This window comes from Niallia oryzisoli, from assembly GCF_036670025.1.
Lineage (GTDB): Bacteria > Bacillota > Bacilli > Bacillales > Cytobacillaceae > Bacillus_BD > Bacillus_BD oryzisoli.
The window spans coordinates 4,814,705-4,829,783 of record NZ_CP137640.1; the positions used below are offsets into that span (position 1 = coordinate 4,814,705).

Consider the following 15,079-nt stretch of genomic DNA (forward strand, 5'->3'; position numbering starts at 1 on the left):
CAAGGAAGCCTTAATCAGTCCCAGAAATAACCATTTTGATTTTTACATAGAAACTATGTCCTAATGACACAATATTTTTGTATTTAAATCTTCAATGAAAGAAGGAATATTAAATGACTGTAATCACACAAGTAAAACAAACGATTGCCGGTTTAAAAAGTGCACAAGCAAGCTTGGAGACCTTTGCCTTAGGAACTGATAATCAAGAGGCAAAGCAATTGTACTCCGATGCAGCAAAACAAACACAAACCATCATTGATAGTATTGAACCGCGGATTCAGCAGATTCAGCAGGAAGAACCGCAATACAATCAATAAGGAAAAAAACCGGTTTGCTCTTGGCAGACCGGTTTCTTCAATCTTAACATTCCTTGATAGAAATTTATTTTTTGCAAAAAATAGATATAGTAAGAATCTTTTTTAAGGATGATGAAAAGATGACAGTTATTTCAAGTGTAAAGCAAAGTATTGCGACGCTGAAAAGTATTGAGGCGCAGCTATCCGAGCTTGCGATTCTTTCTCAGGAAGAGAATGCCCAAAGAACCTTTCATGATATGATGCTGATGATTGAAGAGATACAAAAAGATCTTCACGAACGCCAAGTTGAAATGGAGCTTGAAGAGCCACAATATAAAAATTCGTAAGAGGTGTTGATATGCCCGAATATGGTAGTATTTTTATTCGTGCAATTATTTTCTTTATCGTTCTAATCGTCTTGACTAGAATTTTAGGAAAAAAGCAGATATCGGAAATATCCTTTTTTGAATATGTATCAGGAATCACAATTGGAAGTATTGCCGGAGAAGTCATCATGGGGTTGGATAGCAATATTGGTCATGGCGTTTTAGCCATCACTATTTTTGCTTTAATCACCTTACTTGTAGATATCATTTCTCTGAAAAGTAAAAAATTCAGGGATCTAGTTGAAGGGAAAAGAACCATCATCATTAAGGATGGGAAAATTATGGAGGATAATCTAAAAAAAGAGAAATATTCCATCAGTGAAATTGACTCCCTTCTACGGCAAAAAAATGTGTTTAATATGGCAGATGTAGAATTCGCTATACTTGAGCCAAAAGGAGATCTTAGTGTTCTCTTGAAAAAAGAAAACAGACCATTAACCCCGAAAGATATGAATATGAAGGTAGCAAATGATAAAGCCCCGCAAACCATTATTATGGATGGAACCATTATAAATGATGCAATGGCTTCCGCAGGAAAAGATCGAAAATGGCTGCATACAGAACTGGACAAGCTCGGCGTTACCATTGAGAATGTGTTCCTAGGACAGGTAGACTCTTATGGCGGTCTAACCGTTGATGTTTACGATGATAAAATGAACATCCCCGCTCCTCAAGTCCGTCCTTTATTGCTGGCCATGATGAAAAAGTGTCAGGCCGACTTAGAGCTGTTCGCTCTTGAAACGAAGTCGGAAAAAGCCAAGACCATGTATAATAAAAATGCAAAAAAACTTGATGAGGCAATAAAGACGCTGAAGCCTTATTTAAATGGATGATCGTTGGATGTAAGAAAGGGGGCTGCCCATGCCCCCTTTTTCGTTTCATTTAGGCTCACTCATTCAATTCCCATGCTAATTTTAAGGAATCAATAATATAATCCGCTGCTTCTTCTTCGTTCAAATGATCTGTTTTCACTTTTGAATTATGTAGTTCATAAGCTTTTTGCCTGCTGTAGAATAATTCTTCAATTTCATCCAGGCTTTTATTCTGCAGTACCGGCCGGCTGTCAATAATAATACTAATTCGCTCTTTCCACGAATCCCAAGATAAGTCGAGAAAAAATACAAGGCAATTTTCTAAGCAGGCTTTTCTTATTTCTTCGTTTAGAAAAGCACCGCCGCCTAAAGAAATGACTTTCAATGGAGACTGGCTTAAGCTGATGGACAATGATTGTTCCCGTTCACGAAAGGTCTTTTCTCCGTACTTTTCAAAGATTGCTCTTGGCGGCATGCCAAATTCCTTTTCAATTTCTTCATCCACATCAATAAAATCACGATACAATTTCTTGGCCACTAGTTTTCCAATGGTTGTTTTTCCAACTCCCATGAAACCAACAAATACAATGCTTTTCTCACGCAGCGGTAATCCATGCTTTCTCATATTAGACGATCTCCTCTTGATCTATATTTCTGCCAATAAATGTTTTAAATATTATAATTATATAGTAGACCCTTGTAATTGTAAAAAAGAAAATGGTAACTTTTTTCCGGGTTGATTTTTAACGATTTTTTTACCCTTCTTTAATTAACAAATGAAAAATTCTCGAGATTATGCTATACTAGTATAGCAATAAGCAATGCGGGTGTAGTTTAATGGTAGAATACCAGCTTCCCAAGCTGATGACGGGGGTTCGATTCCCCTCACCCGCTCTCTATTCTTTGGAGAAGTACCCAAGTGGTTCAAGGGGGCGCACTCGAAATGCGTTAGGGCGGGCAACCGTTGCGTGGGTTCGAATCCCACCTTCTCCGTTACCATACCAAAAAGGCAAACCGATTCGTAAGACGGTTTGCCTTTTCTATTATTTTAATAAAAATCCTTTTAAAGCAAATGAAACATTCTGCGGTCTTTCTGCCAGCCTGCGCATATAATATGCAAACCAATCACTGCCATAGGGAACATACACCCTCATTTTATATCCCTCGTTTGCCAGACTTTGCTGCATTTCTGTTCTGAAGCCATAAAGCATTTGAAATTCAAATTGATCTCTCGAAATCTGCTGTTCCTCGACAAACTGTTTTACACTCTCAATGATATGATGATCATGTGTCGCGACCGCTGTATAACTTCGACTTAACAGGCGGATTTTTATCAACTTCATAAAATTGTCATCCACTTCTTTTTTATGTTGAAAAGCAACCATTGGTAACTCTTTATAGGCTCCTTTTACTAAACGTAGTGGAACATCTTGGAGAGTCTTCATATCCTCTTCTGCACAGCGTAAATAAGCTTGGATTACGGTACCGACATTAGGATACGTTTCCCGCAGCTCTTGTAAAATATCTAACGTAACTTTGTAGTGTGAATAGTCTTCCATATCAATTCTAACAAAGTTTTGGTATTTTTCCGCTGTCTCTAAAATCCTGCGCATATTGTTTACACAAAAGTCCCGATCAACATCAACACCAAGCTGCGTCAATTTTACTGATAAATGGCTGTTCAAGCCTGTATTCGCAATTGTTTCCAATGTCAGAATCGCAGCATCCGTTGCAGAATCAGCTTCCTCTTTACTAGAAACAAATTCTCCTAAATGATCAAGCGTACACAGCAATCCCTTCTCATTTAATTCGCGAACCTTTACAACCATGCTTTCGAGTGAATTTCCCGCTACAACCTGTGATGCACCAAGCTTCAATCCCCATTTTTTCGCTACGCGATTCAAAATTCTATTTTTTGATAAATAGAGGAAAAATCCTTTTGATAGGGCTGATAACATTCTAAGATCCCTCCTTCTAGAAGGTGACTGATCTTATGCCAAAAGGGATCCTTGCAAGCCTATGAAAAGGATCCCGATCGATAATTTAAATTGGCAGCTATTACTGCAGCTTAAAATCAACTGGGCAGGCCAAATTATAATGCTTCAGAAATGGTTTTTGCCTGCATATGGAGGAGAAGATAATCAGGACCGCCTGCTTTGGAATCTGTCCCCGACATTTGAAAGCCGCCGAACGGCTGATAGCCGACAATTGCCCCTGTACAGGTACGGTTAATATACAGATTACCGACATGAAATTCCTGCTGTGCCCGTTCGATATGTTCACGACTTTTCGATATAAATGCCCCTGTCAATCCATATTCCGTGTTATTCGCAATCTGTAAAAGATGATCAAAGCTTTCAGCTTTACAAAAAGCGATAACAGGTCCAAAGATCTCCTCCTGCATGATCCGGGCTTTTTCATCCACATCAGCAATAATCGTTGGCTGGATAAAAAATCCCTGCTCCAGATCGCCTTCACCGCCGGTAACAAGCCTGCCTTCTTTTTTCCCAATGTCTATATAGGACATAATTTTGTTAAAAGCAGCTTGATCAATGACGGGTCCCATATAGGTTTCTGCTTCTTCTGGATTACCGACTGTTAAAGCCTTTGTTAGGGCAATAGCCTTTTCTAACACTTGTTCATATATTTTCTCATGTACAACTGCTCTTGATCCGGCAGAGCATTTTTGACCCGAAAAGCCAAAACCGGAATATACAATTGATGCTGCAGCTAAATCAAGGTCAGCATCCTCATCCACAACAACTGTATCTTTTCCTCCCATTTCAGCTATGACCCGCTTTAACCAAACCTGCCCAGGATGTACTTTTGCCGCCCGATCATAAATCCGGCACCCCACTTCACGTGATCCGGTAAAAGAAACAAACCGGGTTTTGGGATGGTCAATTAAATAATCACCGATTTTCGCACCGCTCCCCGGGATAAAATTCAGGACTCCTTTTGGAAGACCGGCTTCCTCCATGACTTCTACAAATTTTGCCGCTACAACAGGTGTATTATTGGATGGTTTTAATAGGACTGTATTTCCAGCTACAATAGCTGCAACCGTTGTTCCAGCCATAATAGCCAAGGGAAAATTAAATGGTGAAATAATGACGCCGACGCCAAGCGGGATATACGTATACCGATTGTTTTCTCCATCCCTGCTGTTCACCGGTACTCCATCTTTTAAGTCCAGCATTTGCCGCGCATAATATTCCAAAAAATCAATCGCTTCGGCCGTATCCGCATCCGCTTCCTTCCATGGCTTACCGGCTTCCTTGACTAGGTATGCCGAAAATTCATGCTTCCGTTTTCTAATAATCGCAGCTGCTTTCAGCAATAGATGGGCCCTTGCCTCAGGAGGCCATTTTTTCCAAACCGAAAAGGCTGAATATGCCGCTTGCATTGCCTCTTCGGCTAATTCTTTATTAGCAGCAGAGACTGTTCCAATTAACTCTGTTTTTCTGGCTGGATTATAGCTGGCAATGACTGCCCCGCTCGTTACCCGCTCTCCATTTATAATTAACGGATATTTTTTTCCTAATTGTGAATTCACCTGTTTTAAAGCTTCCATAAACGCGAGTTTATTTTCATCTACAGTAAAGTCTGTCAATGGTTCATGCCGATAAGCGGTTACCATTTAATCCCCCCAATAAATCATTTATATAGTATATGAAGCAAATTTTAAGCCAATGACCTTTTAGAGGGGATTAGGACTTTTATAGCCCGAAAAGGTTTGGGAGCCTATTAAAAAAGAGGACAGCCCAATTGGCTGCCCTCTTCATAAGGTCATTTTTCATTATTAACTTACTTTTTTATTTGAGTCAGCCGTCTTTTCCGCTGATGGAATGATAAAACCGATCACAGCACCGATTAATGCTGGTACAACCCAGCCCATGCCTGCCTCAAACAACGGCAGATATTTATTTAAGAAGCTGTATAATCCTTCAAGCTGGATACCCGCTGCCTTAATACCGTCAATCACACTAAAAACTCCTGTAAACAGCATACTCCAGCGATAAACAGATAATTTTCCTTTGAAAAGAGGATCAGAGAATGTTAAAAAGATTAATACAATCGCTAATGGATAAATCGCTACCAGGACTGGAACAGAAATCGTAATTAACAGACTTAAACCAATGTTGGCAACCGCCGCACTGAAAACAGTAAATACAATCGCTAACGTTTTATAAGAAAAACGCGGGAACATTTTAGAAAAATAACTTGCACAAGATGTGATAAGTCCAATAGATGTTGTTAAGCAGGCAAATAAAATCGCAAATCCAAGAATTATATTGCCCCAGATCGAGAAATGAGTATTCGCTGCATATGTCAATAGGGCACCGCCATTATTGGCTTCACCTGCTGCATAGTTAGTTGTTGCACCAAGGTAAGCTAGCCCAAGATAGATGATTCCTAATGCACTTGCAGCAATTAATCCTGCTTTAATCGTTGATTTTGCAATACCGCTCTTTGTTGTGACTCCATTGTCTTTAATCGCATTGATAACAATAATACCAAAGACAAATGATGCCAATGTGTCCATTGTTAAGTAGCCTTCTTGGAAACCTTTAAAAAAGGCATTGTCTACATAACTTCCAATCGGAGCTAACGGTTTATCAAGCGGATTGATTACCGTCGCAACTAATACGATTAATAAGCAAAGTAATAATATCGGCGTCATTACTTTCCCAACGCGATCAACAATTTTACTTGGATTTAATGATAGGTATCCGACAATCGCAAAATAAATAATCGTATAAATCAGTAAACCTATATTAAAACCGCCGGACATTTCCGGAAGAAACGGGGCAATGCCGATTTCATATGACACGGTTCCTGTACGTGGAATCGCAAAGAACGGCCCGATAGATAAATACAGGGCAACAGTAAAAATGAGGGAAAAGGTCGGGTTTATTTTATTCGCTAATGACTGAACATCATCATGACCAGACACCCCGATCGCCAGTACCCCTAATAAAGGTAAGCCTACTCCAGTTAATAAAAAGCCAATAATAGACGGCCAAAGATTCGTACCTGCTGCTTGTCCTAATGCAGGTGGAAAGATTAAGTTTCCTGCACCAAAAAACAAGGCAAAAAGCATAAGACCGATGGCTATTATTTCATTACGAGAAATTTTTGAATTCATTGCTTTCGCCTCCTTAAATAAGAAAAAAAGCTGTTTTCAATCTTCCAACAACTTATATTAATCAATATATTATTGCAAAACAACATTGTCTATTATTGCATAAATGAATAAATAAAGTAAACAGATATATTAAAATACTATAAAATTTGTCGAAATTTGTTACAACATGGTGAATGAGATGTTTATTTTAATATTATTATCCGTAACAAAATCATTAAAACAAGTAATTTTATTGATATATGAGAATAACTTTCCATTGGCTTTTCCTAGTAATTTAAGTATAATTGCATAGGGCATAATAAATGAATATAATGATATCCTCATCATTGCCGGTGGGGTAGAGGTTGCAGCTTTTATTAGTAGGCAGGACGAGACTAAAGAGATGATCCATGACTCCTCCCGAAAGGAAAAGCTGCCGAAGTTTGTATTTTTTTCTCTGAAAATACAGGCTGGGTCTGTTTTCGAATAGGAACAGAACTGTCACGATTAACACCCGTTACTCGTGTTGAGCTATCTTTCGGAAGGTATGATACGGGAACAAAACCGTCGAATCCTCTTTGGCGGTTTTTATTTTACCCGCTCCTTCCTATTAAAAAAGGAGTCGATAGAATGCAATCATCTGCAGAAAAAAAAGAGGATATCCTGATACACCAGGAAGAAAGCGGATTAAAAAGAAAGCTTAAAGCACGTCATTTAATGATGATTTCGCTTGGAGGGACCATTGGTACAGGGCTGTTTCTTGCCAGTGGCGGTGCCATTCATTCCGCAGGACCCGGCGGAGCACTGCTTGCCTATGCACTCATCGGGGCTATGGTTTATTTTCTTATGACCGGGTTAGCAGAAATGGCAGCTTATATGCCTGTTGCCGGAAGCTTTAGCACCTATGCAACAAAATTCGTTGACCCATCATTAGGATTTGCTCTTGGATGGAACTATTGGTATAACTGGGCGATTACGATCGCAGCTGAACTTGCTGCTGTTTCATTAATCATGAAATTTTGGCTCCCAGATGTTCCTTCAATCATTTGGAGCAGCATCTGTCTTGTCGTCATGTTTTTAATTAATTACTTATCTGTTAAGGGCTTTGGTGAAGCAGAGTATTGGTTTTCACTTATTAAAGTCGTGACAGTTATTGTTTTTATTATTACAGGCTTTTTAATGATCATAGGAATCATGGACGATAAAGCAGTTGGATTTTCAAACTTTACAATCGGAGATGCACCCTTTCATGGCGGCTTTATAGCCATCCTCGGTGTATTTATGGCCGCTGGCTTCTCCTTCCAAGGTACAGAATTACTTGGGGTTGCAGCAGGAGAAAGTGAAGACCCTGAAAAAAATATTCCTAAGGCTGTTAAACAAATCTTTTGGCGTATTTTATTATTTTATATTCTAGCGATCTTTGTGATTGGATTATTAATTCCTTATACAAATGAAAGTCTTGCAAGCGGTGAAGTCACAACAAGTCCATTTACACTTGTATTTGAAAGAGCCGGGATTGCTTTTGCGGCCTCAGTTATGAACGCTATTATATTAACAGCTGTTCTGTCTGCAGGTAACTCAGGTATGTATGCATCAACCCGTATGCTTTGGAATTTAGCTGTAGAAGGCAAAGCGCCAAAATTCCTGGCAAAGTTAAATAAAAACGGGGTTCCTGTAAATGCCTTAATTGTCACTTCACTAGTTGGTTCAATCGCTTTCCTCGCTTCCCTTTTTGGTGAAGGAGTCGTGTATGTATGGCTGTTAAATGCATCAGGAATGTCAGGCTTTATTGCATGGCTTGGGATTGCCATCAGCCATTACCGCTTCCGCAAAGCCTATGTGGCGCAAGGAAAAGATATGAACGCATTACCATACAAATCAAGTTTTTATCCATTTGGCCCTATTTTTGCCTTCGTTGTTTGCGGCATTGTTATTCTGGGGCAAAACTATGCTGCCTTTATGGGTGATGGAATTGACTGGAACGGGGTACTTGTTTCCTATATTGGACTGCCATTATTCCTGGTTATCTGGCTGGGTCATAAATGGGTGAAAAAGACGAAAATCATTCCGTTAAAAGAATGCGATCTTACAACAGAGCGGGATTTCGACCGCTAGACCCTTTCTTAATCTTTAAGATAAAAGAACCTGCGTTAGACGGCAGGTTCTTTTATTGTTCATTTCAGTTAGATAGTCCTTTATGTACAAGATCAGCTTCACCGGCTTCCCTTTCTCTCAAATGCTCAGGAATCGATAAGTTGAATAAATCAATATCCACAATATACTTCGGTCTTCGCTTTGATTCTTTATAGACTTTTCCAATATATTCTCCAATGAGTCCAATGGCCATCAGCTGCAAACCCCCGATTAGCCAGATCGACGTAATTAATGACGTCCAGCCTATTTCAGTTTCACCAAAAAACTTTAACACTAGAAAATAACATAGAACAAAAAAACTGACAAAGAAAAACGTACAGCCAGTTAATAAAACAAATCGAATCGGAGTTACGGAGAAGGAAGTAATTCCGTTAAAGGCAAAGGAAAGCATTTTTTTCAATGGATATTTTGTTTCACCTGCAGATCTTTCCTTGCGGTCATAATAAACATTGGTGGAGCGAAATCCGATCAGAGGAACAATTCCCCGTAAAAACAAATTCACTTCATCAAATCGTTCAAGCTGCTCAAGCGCACGTCTGCTCATTAACCGGTAATCAGCATGATTATATACTAGATTGACACCCATTTTTTCCATCAATTTATAAAAGCCTTCGGCTGTTTTACGTTTAAAAATCGTATCCGTCTCTCTTTTTCTGCGGACTCCATAGACAATTTCATACCCTTCCTTAAATCTCTCGATAAAATCGCGGATCACCAAAATATCATCCTGCAAATCAGCATCTAAAGAGATGACACAATCGGATACAGACTTTGCGGCGAATAACCCGGCTAATAAAGCGTTTTGATGACCGGCATTTCCAGCCAGCTTTAGACCGCGAATCGTATCTGCCTCAAGACTCGCTTTATAAATGAGTTTCCAAGTTTGGTCCTTGCTGCCGTCATCGACAAACAATATTTTACTCCTCTCTGAAATCAGCTTTTGATCTATTAATTCCTGGAGATATTGCTGTAATACCTCCATTGTATACGGCAAGACAGCTTCTTCGTTATAACAAGGCACAACAAGTGTGACTACCGGTGTACTCATGTCTGTTCCCTCCATGATGTGAAGTTCAAATTTCTTAAAATGTAAAAGTGCGGATAAGCAGGTTAAAACCACGGATATCCTCATTTTTCGAGTCAAATAACCCGATATAAGTAAATTTTCCAAATGGATTCTTTACTAGAGAACACTTTTTCAAGCACTAACTGGTTTTCTTCCGCACTGACAATCGGAACGGATGAAAAAATATGTGTTCCACCCATTTTTTTAAACGGCTCAAAGTTAAATTGAACAGTTTTTAGCTTCTTTTTCGTATTTTTTTTAAACATATAATGCTTGCCTAATTCATCCGTAAATAAATAACAGCGTCCGCCCCACTCATCGAAATAAGTACGGATTTGTTTGTTTTTCTTCAGCTCTTTTTCAATGATTTTTCGAAACTCATGCTTGTATGACAGCGGGTAAAAGTTATTATAGGAATCTAATGTGTAGAATCCATTATACTGAGCAATTGCTGGATGCAGGCCGACACTTGCTACACGATATTCCTGTACGGGCCGCCCGATATGATCCCTGATCTGTGAAAATAATTCCTCGGCATAAAACTCTTTGACAGAAGGCTTTTCCCGGTAAAATACCTCTTCATTAAATAGCCCTAATATGATCAATTGGGCAATTAAACTAAAATAAATAATTGAGCGAAATTCTTTTGTATTCAGCCAAATGATTTTCAATGCCAAGGCAAAAGACACGTAAATCACGAGCGGTCTTAGAAAATGAAAACGGGCAAAATTAAAGCTATTCATAAAATGAAACTTCTCCGTCAACGGCTGCCAGCCTTTATAGAACCAAAAGGCATACCAGAGTGATAAAACAAAATTAAGAATAAATAAAAACACAAAATACTTTTCCTGTCTCCACCAGCCCTTTTTCCAGACCAAGTAAAAAGCGGCGAGCAATATCGGCAGAATAATTAAGCCGTGAACCGTCATGACATGGGTATGTCCAAGCACATAATTTTTAAAGGTGAGACGAATCGCTCTCCATAATGAGAGACGTGCATGGATATATTCGTCCCTGCTATTCGGCTCAGTGGAAAAAAGAAAGGAGTAGACAAGCCTGTATTCAACGAAACAGTATACGAGTGCCATATACATCAGTGATAATAGAAAAGCCAGATTAAGTTTTTTACGTCTAATGACATCGATAATCCACAGAATCCCCATGGCAAATAAAAAAAAGAAAAAGCCTAGTACAATACTTGAGTAAAAAGGAAGAAGGCTAAGCACCAGGAATTCTTTCCATGTCTTCCTTCCCCTTCGGATATGCAGAAATGCCCATAAAGCCAGCGGCATTCCCAGCGTACTCAGCATGCCTGATGGCCAAAACGGTGTTAAGGCAAATGCTAACGATGTTCCTACCGTAATCAAACCCCACTCTTTTCTCGCTAAAAAATGATCACGTAAGAGCCAATACATCCCGAAAAAAGCAACCAGTCTTGTGATCGTTTGGCTCAATGCATAGGCGGTCATAGTCGGAAATAAGGAATATAGCCAGACGATTCCGCTGTACTCCGTTCCAAATGCATTTCTTGGTATTCCGTTCATAACTTGCGGAATAACAGCATCAATTGGGCCAAAAATTTCCCCGCTTTCCCGCAATACTTTATACCAGGCCAAGTTTGAATCCAGATTATCATGGACACGAATATGCGCATTTTCTCCTAATATAAATAAAGGAGAAATATATATAGCAAGAATGATAAGTGCAAGTACGAGTAATTTTTTCTCCTTTTGATCTTGTATGTAATCCAATTGTTAACACCCCAAGAACTTAATTGATTTTACTTTTTACAAAAAGAGATAAAATTATCCAAAGCAGTTATGTTTCACCACAAAAAAACCCCAAACGGAGCTTACTTTTGCGCTGATAAACTTTCCGATAGATCCTGAATAAATTCACAACATTAATGACATAATACAAATGTTTCCTATGAATACAGTTTCCCAAAACGGAGCTGCGTGCATAAAATATGGAAAAAGTGAAGGAGGGTATGAAAATGGGGCTTTTTAGTTATCTTTCTGATTGGAAGTCTAGTTTATATGAAAAGAAAGTTGCCGAGGCACAAAGCTTAGGACATTGTCCAGACTGTAATGGAAAAGGATTTCAGATTCCAATCGTGAATGAATACAGCTATCCGGAATCGTATGATTGCCCAGGATGTAATGGAACAGGATCCTTTTCTAATTGGAGCCAAAACAGTCAAATATAAAAAAATCCCGGCTGCTATTTCTACACCGGGATAAATTGTTTTCCAAATGATTCTTCTTTTTGTAATTGTTCTTTTTGTTGTGCTTCCACTTCATTTCTACGAAGCTGTTCAAATAATTGCAATTCTATGCTGCCAACCTGTTCCATAGAGTCTGCATCATTAAGAATTTGAAACAATACATCTGCATCCTTCATGGCACTATTAATACCAATTGCACCGGTTGGACTCATCGTATGAGCCGCATCTCCAATAATCACCAAATTTTTCTTCACCCAGTTTTCGCTTCTAGAGCTTTGTACTTGAAGTAAAACAAAATCATCCCACGATTGGATCTCAGCACGAACTGTATTCGCCAGCTGTGGAAAAGCTTCAATTAACCGATCGATAAAAGGGGTAATTGAATGCTTCCGAAGCTCAGGGTACGTTCCTTCTTCTATGTTCCACCCAATTTGAATATAACCGCCTTGCTGTGTAAACAAGGCAAGCTGTTCATTATCAATCAGCGCCATGCGAACCGTTGGCTCCCAATCCTCCGGAGCTGGGATTCGTGCCCAGAGAAGGTCGTATCCATGCTTGATTTTCTCAAATGGGATTTTTGCCAATTTGCGGACAGTTGAAAAACGACCATCTGCCCCTACAATCAGAGAGCTTTTAATGGTTATTTCTTTTCCATCTTTTATTGCCTTTACACCCGTAAATTGGCCGTCTTCTTCTAGTAATGCCGTTACCTTTGTATTTAATAATAGGTTAAAATCGTTGAGCGGTTCACTTTTTTTCAATATGAGGCCGAGCAAATGCTTTTGTGGGACATGAATACCGCAATGGTTAACACGTTCATCCGGAATGATTTTTTTAAACACTTCCCCATGATCCCAATATTCAACGCTTTCCATTCTTAATAGTCCAATATTCTCCAGCTCATCAAAAAGACCATACCTTCGTAAAATGGCTTCGCCGGTCTCGTTTAAGTGCTCTCCCCTGAACTCTTTATTGATATGTGTATTCCGCTCAACCAATATGGTAGAAATATTATGACTAGAGAGCAGGTATGCAAGTAAAGCACCGGCTGGTCCGGCACCTACGATACAAACATCTGTCTTATAATCATATGACTTCATGTTCTATCACCCGTTTACTTTTGTCTTATGCTTCAACTTGTTGTTTAGGGTAAGCCGTGATAAGCAAATCATCACCAATATGCTCAACAGAATCAAATTCAAGCTCTACCGCTTCATCCATCGACTCGACATCCTTGCCTGTAAAAGGAGTCAATGAATGACGTCCGCCCAATACCTTTGGTGCAATATATACTTGAAACTTATTGATGAGCCCCTCCCGTAAGAAGGCATTATTCACTTCTCCTCCGCCTTCAACTAACACATCTGTAATTCCTAATTCAAATAATTGCTTTAATATAAAGGTTAAATCAAGTCCTTCTCCTTGTGGAGCAGAGTATACTTGCACACCTTTACCTAATAGGGCCGCTTCTTTTTCTTCATCTACACCTTCATGTGTAAAAATCCACGTTTCCGCCTCTGAACAATCGGTTATTTTAGCATCTAGCGGTGTACGTAATCCAGAGTCAATAATAATTCGGACTGGATTTTTACCGCCCTCTGGAATTCTTGTCGTTAACATCGGGTCATCCGCAAGAATGGTTCCAATTCCGACAAGGATGGCATCGACTTCATTCCTCAAATAATGAACCTTTTGTCTTGCCGCTTCACCTGTCACCCATTTTGAATGTCCATTAGAGGCAGCAATCTTCCCATCAAGGGTCATGGCCACTTTTGAAATGACAAACGGCATCTGCTTCAGCATGTTATGAATAAAACGTTCATTCAATCTTCTAGCTTCCTGCTCGAGAATACCGACCACCACTTCAATTCCTGCATCCTCCAGGATTTTGATGCCACGGCCTGCTACAAGCGGATTCGGATCCTTCATGGCAATCACAACGCGGGAAACCCCTGATTCCTTCACTAAATTCGCACAAGGCGGCGTTTTTCCAAAATGGGAGCATGGTTCCAGTGTGACATAAAGAGTTGCCCCTTTTGCATGATCGCCAGCCATGTGAAAAGCATGTACTTCTGCGTGCGGTTCGCCGGCTTTCCGGTGCAGCCCGGAGCCTACAATCATGCCATCCTTGACAATGATTGCACCAACAAGAGGATTGGGATTTGTTTTTCCTTTTGCAGTAGAGGCTAAATCAAGCGCAAGCTTCATAAAATATTGATCATTCTTCATGATAAACTCTCCTTAATTGGTTATGCTCAATTCACTGTTAAGAATATGTCCTGATTTCTCTACTTTCGTAGCCAAATAAAAGCTGTTATAGTCAGACTCTCCGCCCCAAAGCGGGATATGATCACTAATGGTCAGGCCCGATGCCTTTAAAGCCGCAATTTTTTTCGGATTATTTGTAATCAGTGTGACTGGATTTTTTCTTAATCCTTTAATCACACGAATCGCTTCCTCATAAGAACGAATATCATCCGGAAAACCAAGGGCATTATTGGCCTCAACAGTATCATACCCTTCCTGCTGAAGGATATAAGCGAGTGATTTAGTAAATAAACCAATTCCGCGTCCTTCATGATTGGCTAAGTAAAATAATGCTCCGGTTCCTTTCTTGACAATCATCTTCATCGATTGACGCAGCTGATAACCGCAATCGCAGCGCTGGCTGCCAAAAATATCGCCGGTATGACAAATGCTATGCATGCGAATATAGGCGTCTTCTGACTGTTCGAAATCACCATATACTAAAACTGATGACTGCTGAGAAGAGGCTAAATCTGCTGATCGTAACGATTCAAGCAATTTTTCCTTTTCGGATGGCAGCCCTTCAAGAGCCAGCCAGGTATACCATTGAAATGTTACGATCTCACCGTCTAATTGAACAGGCAGCTTAACAGGTCCTACTAAACAGAGATCTGGTTTATTTTCTTGTTTTAAAATTTTCATTCTATCTATAAGTATATCTCTAACTTTATCTGAAATCATCATGATCATCCTCTCGGGAAAG

14 protein-coding genes, 2 tRNA genes and 1 riboswitch are annotated in these 15,079 nt (G+C 39.6%); of the genes, 7 read left to right on the top strand and 9 right to left on the bottom strand.

All coding sequences use genetic code 11. From position 1 onward, the window contains the following. Positions 1 to 113 precede the first annotated feature (113 nt). The 3 genes from R4Z09_RS24110 (at position 114) to R4Z09_RS24120 (ending at position 1,515) form a co-directional block, all read left to right on the top strand. Positions 114 to 317: a DUF1657 domain-containing protein gene (locus tag R4Z09_RS24110; protein ID WP_338449240.1), complete on the top strand. Its 204-nt coding sequence runs from the start codon at positions 114 to 116 to the stop codon at positions 315 to 317. A gap of 119 nt (positions 318 to 436) precedes the next feature. Continuing rightward, positions 437 to 643: a DUF1657 domain-containing protein gene (locus tag R4Z09_RS24115; RefSeq protein WP_338449241.1), complete on the top strand. Its 207-nt coding sequence runs from the start codon at positions 437 to 439 to the stop codon at positions 641 to 643. Positions 644 to 654: 11 nt separating this feature from the next. Then, positions 655 to 1,515 carry a DUF421 domain-containing protein gene (locus tag R4Z09_RS24120; RefSeq protein WP_338449242.1) on the top strand — a complete coding sequence of 287 codons (861 nt, stop codon included), beginning with the start codon at positions 655 to 657 and terminating at the stop codon, positions 1,513 to 1,515. 55 nt (positions 1,516 to 1,570) lie between these two features. Here the strand turns inward: R4Z09_RS24120 and R4Z09_RS24125 are convergent, their stop codons facing one another. Continuing rightward, positions 1,571 to 2,119 carry a shikimate kinase gene (locus R4Z09_RS24125; protein ID WP_338449243.1) on the bottom strand — a complete coding sequence of 183 codons (549 nt, stop codon included), beginning with the start codon at positions 2,117 to 2,119 and terminating at the stop codon, positions 1,571 to 1,573. 198 nt (positions 2,120 to 2,317) lie between these two features. On the opposite strand from R4Z09_RS24125, the gene R4Z09_RS24130 reads away from it, so the two are divergent. Further along, positions 2,318 to 2,388, top strand: a tRNA-Gly gene (locus R4Z09_RS24130). An 11-nt stretch (positions 2,389 to 2,399) separates the two neighbouring features. Beyond that, a tRNA-Ser gene (locus tag R4Z09_RS24135) sits at positions 2,400 to 2,487 on the top strand. A gap of 50 nt (positions 2,488 to 2,537) precedes the next feature. On the opposite strand, the gene R4Z09_RS24140 is transcribed toward R4Z09_RS24135, so the two are convergent. The 3 genes from R4Z09_RS24140 to brnQ all read right to left on the bottom strand — a co-directional run bounded on the left by R4Z09_RS24140 (position 2,538) and on the right by brnQ (position 6,643). Continuing rightward, positions 2,538 to 3,452 carry a proline dehydrogenase gene (locus tag R4Z09_RS24140; protein ID WP_338449244.1) on the bottom strand — a complete coding sequence of 305 codons (915 nt, stop codon included), beginning with the start codon at positions 3,450 to 3,452 and terminating at the stop codon, positions 2,538 to 2,540. 134 nt (positions 3,453 to 3,586) lie between these two features. After that, on the bottom strand, positions 3,587 to 5,134 hold the full coding sequence (pruA, locus tag R4Z09_RS24145) for an L-glutamate gamma-semialdehyde dehydrogenase (protein WP_338449245.1): 1,548 nt from the start codon (positions 5,132 to 5,134) through the stop codon (positions 3,587 to 3,589). A 162-nt stretch (positions 5,135 to 5,296) separates the two neighbouring features. Continuing rightward, positions 5,297 to 6,643, bottom strand: coding sequence for a branched-chain amino acid transport system II carrier protein (brnQ, locus tag R4Z09_RS24150; RefSeq protein WP_338449246.1), 1,347 nt, complete (start codon positions 6,641 to 6,643; stop codon positions 5,297 to 5,299). A 330-nt stretch (positions 6,644 to 6,973) separates the two neighbouring features. After that, positions 6,974 to 7,164, top strand: a riboswitch (Lysine riboswitch). 88 nt (positions 7,165 to 7,252) lie between these two features. On the opposite strand from brnQ, the gene R4Z09_RS24155 reads away from it, so the two are divergent. After that, entirely contained in the window at positions 7,253 to 8,737 is a 1,485-nt protein-coding gene (locus R4Z09_RS24155) for an amino acid permease (protein ID WP_338449247.1), read from the top strand. A 64-nt stretch (positions 8,738 to 8,801) separates the two neighbouring features. Here the strand turns inward: R4Z09_RS24155 and R4Z09_RS24160 are convergent, their stop codons facing one another. Together R4Z09_RS24160 and R4Z09_RS24165 are read right to left on the bottom strand one after the other, a co-directional pair. After that, positions 8,802 to 9,824, bottom strand: a complete 1,023-nt coding sequence (locus R4Z09_RS24160; protein WP_338449248.1) for a glycosyltransferase family 2 protein — start codon at positions 9,822 to 9,824, stop codon at positions 8,802 to 8,804. 92 nt (positions 9,825 to 9,916) lie between these two features. Further along, positions 9,917 to 11,584 (bottom strand): DUF6044 family protein, encoded by a 1,668-nt coding sequence (locus tag R4Z09_RS24165; RefSeq protein WP_422392316.1) that lies wholly within the window; start codon positions 11,582 to 11,584, stop codon positions 9,917 to 9,919. A 254-nt stretch (positions 11,585 to 11,838) separates the two neighbouring features. Between R4Z09_RS24165 and R4Z09_RS24170 the strand changes: the two genes are divergently transcribed. Next, on the top strand, positions 11,839 to 12,051 hold the full coding sequence (locus R4Z09_RS24170) for a methionine aminopeptidase (RefSeq protein WP_338449250.1): 213 nt from the start codon (positions 11,839 to 11,841) through the stop codon (positions 12,049 to 12,051). 20 nt (positions 12,052 to 12,071) lie between these two features. Here the strand turns inward: R4Z09_RS24170 and R4Z09_RS24175 are convergent, their stop codons facing one another. The 3 genes from R4Z09_RS24175 to R4Z09_RS24185 are packed head-to-tail and all read right to left on the bottom strand — an operon-like array spanning position 12,072 to position 15,060. Continuing rightward, positions 12,072 to 13,169 carry an FAD-dependent monooxygenase gene (locus R4Z09_RS24175; RefSeq protein WP_338449251.1) on the bottom strand — a complete coding sequence of 366 codons (1,098 nt, stop codon included), beginning with the start codon at positions 13,167 to 13,169 and terminating at the stop codon, positions 12,072 to 12,074. A 25-nt stretch (positions 13,170 to 13,194) separates the two neighbouring features. Beyond that, positions 13,195 to 14,298, bottom strand: coding sequence for a bifunctional diaminohydroxyphosphoribosylaminopyrimidine deaminase/5-amino-6-(5-phosphoribosylamino)uracil reductase RibD (gene ribD / locus R4Z09_RS24180; RefSeq protein WP_338449252.1), 1,104 nt, complete (start codon positions 14,296 to 14,298; stop codon positions 13,195 to 13,197). 12 nt (positions 14,299 to 14,310) lie between these two features. Next, positions 14,311 to 15,060 (bottom strand): GTP cyclohydrolase II, encoded by a 750-nt coding sequence (locus tag R4Z09_RS24185; RefSeq protein ID WP_338449253.1) that lies wholly within the window; start codon positions 15,058 to 15,060, stop codon positions 14,311 to 14,313. Positions 15,061 to 15,079: the final 19 nt, after the last annotated feature.

Excerpts from the sequence above, each read along its gene's own strand:
- R4Z09_RS24110 (WP_338449240.1), top strand. The coding sequence starts at position 114 with ATGACTGTAATCACACAAGTAAAACAAACGATTGCCGGTTTAAAAAGT.
- R4Z09_RS24185 (WP_338449253.1), bottom strand. The coding sequence starts at position 15,060 with ATGATGATTTCAGATAAAGTTAGAGATATACTTATAGATAGAATGAAA.
- R4Z09_RS24155 (WP_338449247.1), top strand. The coding sequence starts at position 7,253 with ATGCAATCATCTGCAGAAAAAAAAGAGGATATCCTGATACACCAGGAA.
- brnQ (WP_338449246.1), bottom strand. The coding sequence starts at position 6,643 with ATGAATTCAAAAATTTCTCGTAATGAAATAATAGCCATCGGTCTTATG.
- R4Z09_RS24170 (WP_338449250.1), top strand. The coding sequence starts at position 11,839 with ATGGGGCTTTTTAGTTATCTTTCTGATTGGAAGTCTAGTTTATATGAA.
- R4Z09_RS24115 (WP_338449241.1), top strand. The coding sequence starts at position 437 with ATGACAGTTATTTCAAGTGTAAAGCAAAGTATTGCGACGCTGAAAAGT.
- R4Z09_RS24125 (WP_338449243.1), bottom strand. The coding sequence starts at position 2,119 with ATGAGAAAGCATGGATTACCGCTGCGTGAGAAAAGCATTGTATTTGTT.
- ribD (WP_338449252.1), bottom strand. The coding sequence starts at position 14,298 with ATGAAGAATGATCAATATTTTATGAAGCTTGCGCTTGATTTAGCCTCT.
- R4Z09_RS24120 (WP_338449242.1), top strand. The coding sequence starts at position 655 with ATGCCCGAATATGGTAGTATTTTTATTCGTGCAATTATTTTCTTTATC.
- pruA (WP_338449245.1), bottom strand. The coding sequence starts at position 5,134 with ATGGTAACCGCTTATCGGCATGAACCATTGACAGACTTTACTGTAGAT.
- R4Z09_RS24140 (WP_338449244.1), bottom strand. The coding sequence starts at position 3,452 with ATGTTATCAGCCCTATCAAAAGGATTTTTCCTCTATTTATCAAAAAAT.
- R4Z09_RS24175 (WP_338449251.1), bottom strand. The coding sequence starts at position 13,169 with ATGAAGTCATATGATTATAAGACAGATGTTTGTATCGTAGGTGCCGGA.
- R4Z09_RS24160 (WP_338449248.1), bottom strand. The coding sequence starts at position 9,824 with ATGAGTACACCGGTAGTCACACTTGTTGTGCCTTGTTATAACGAAGAA.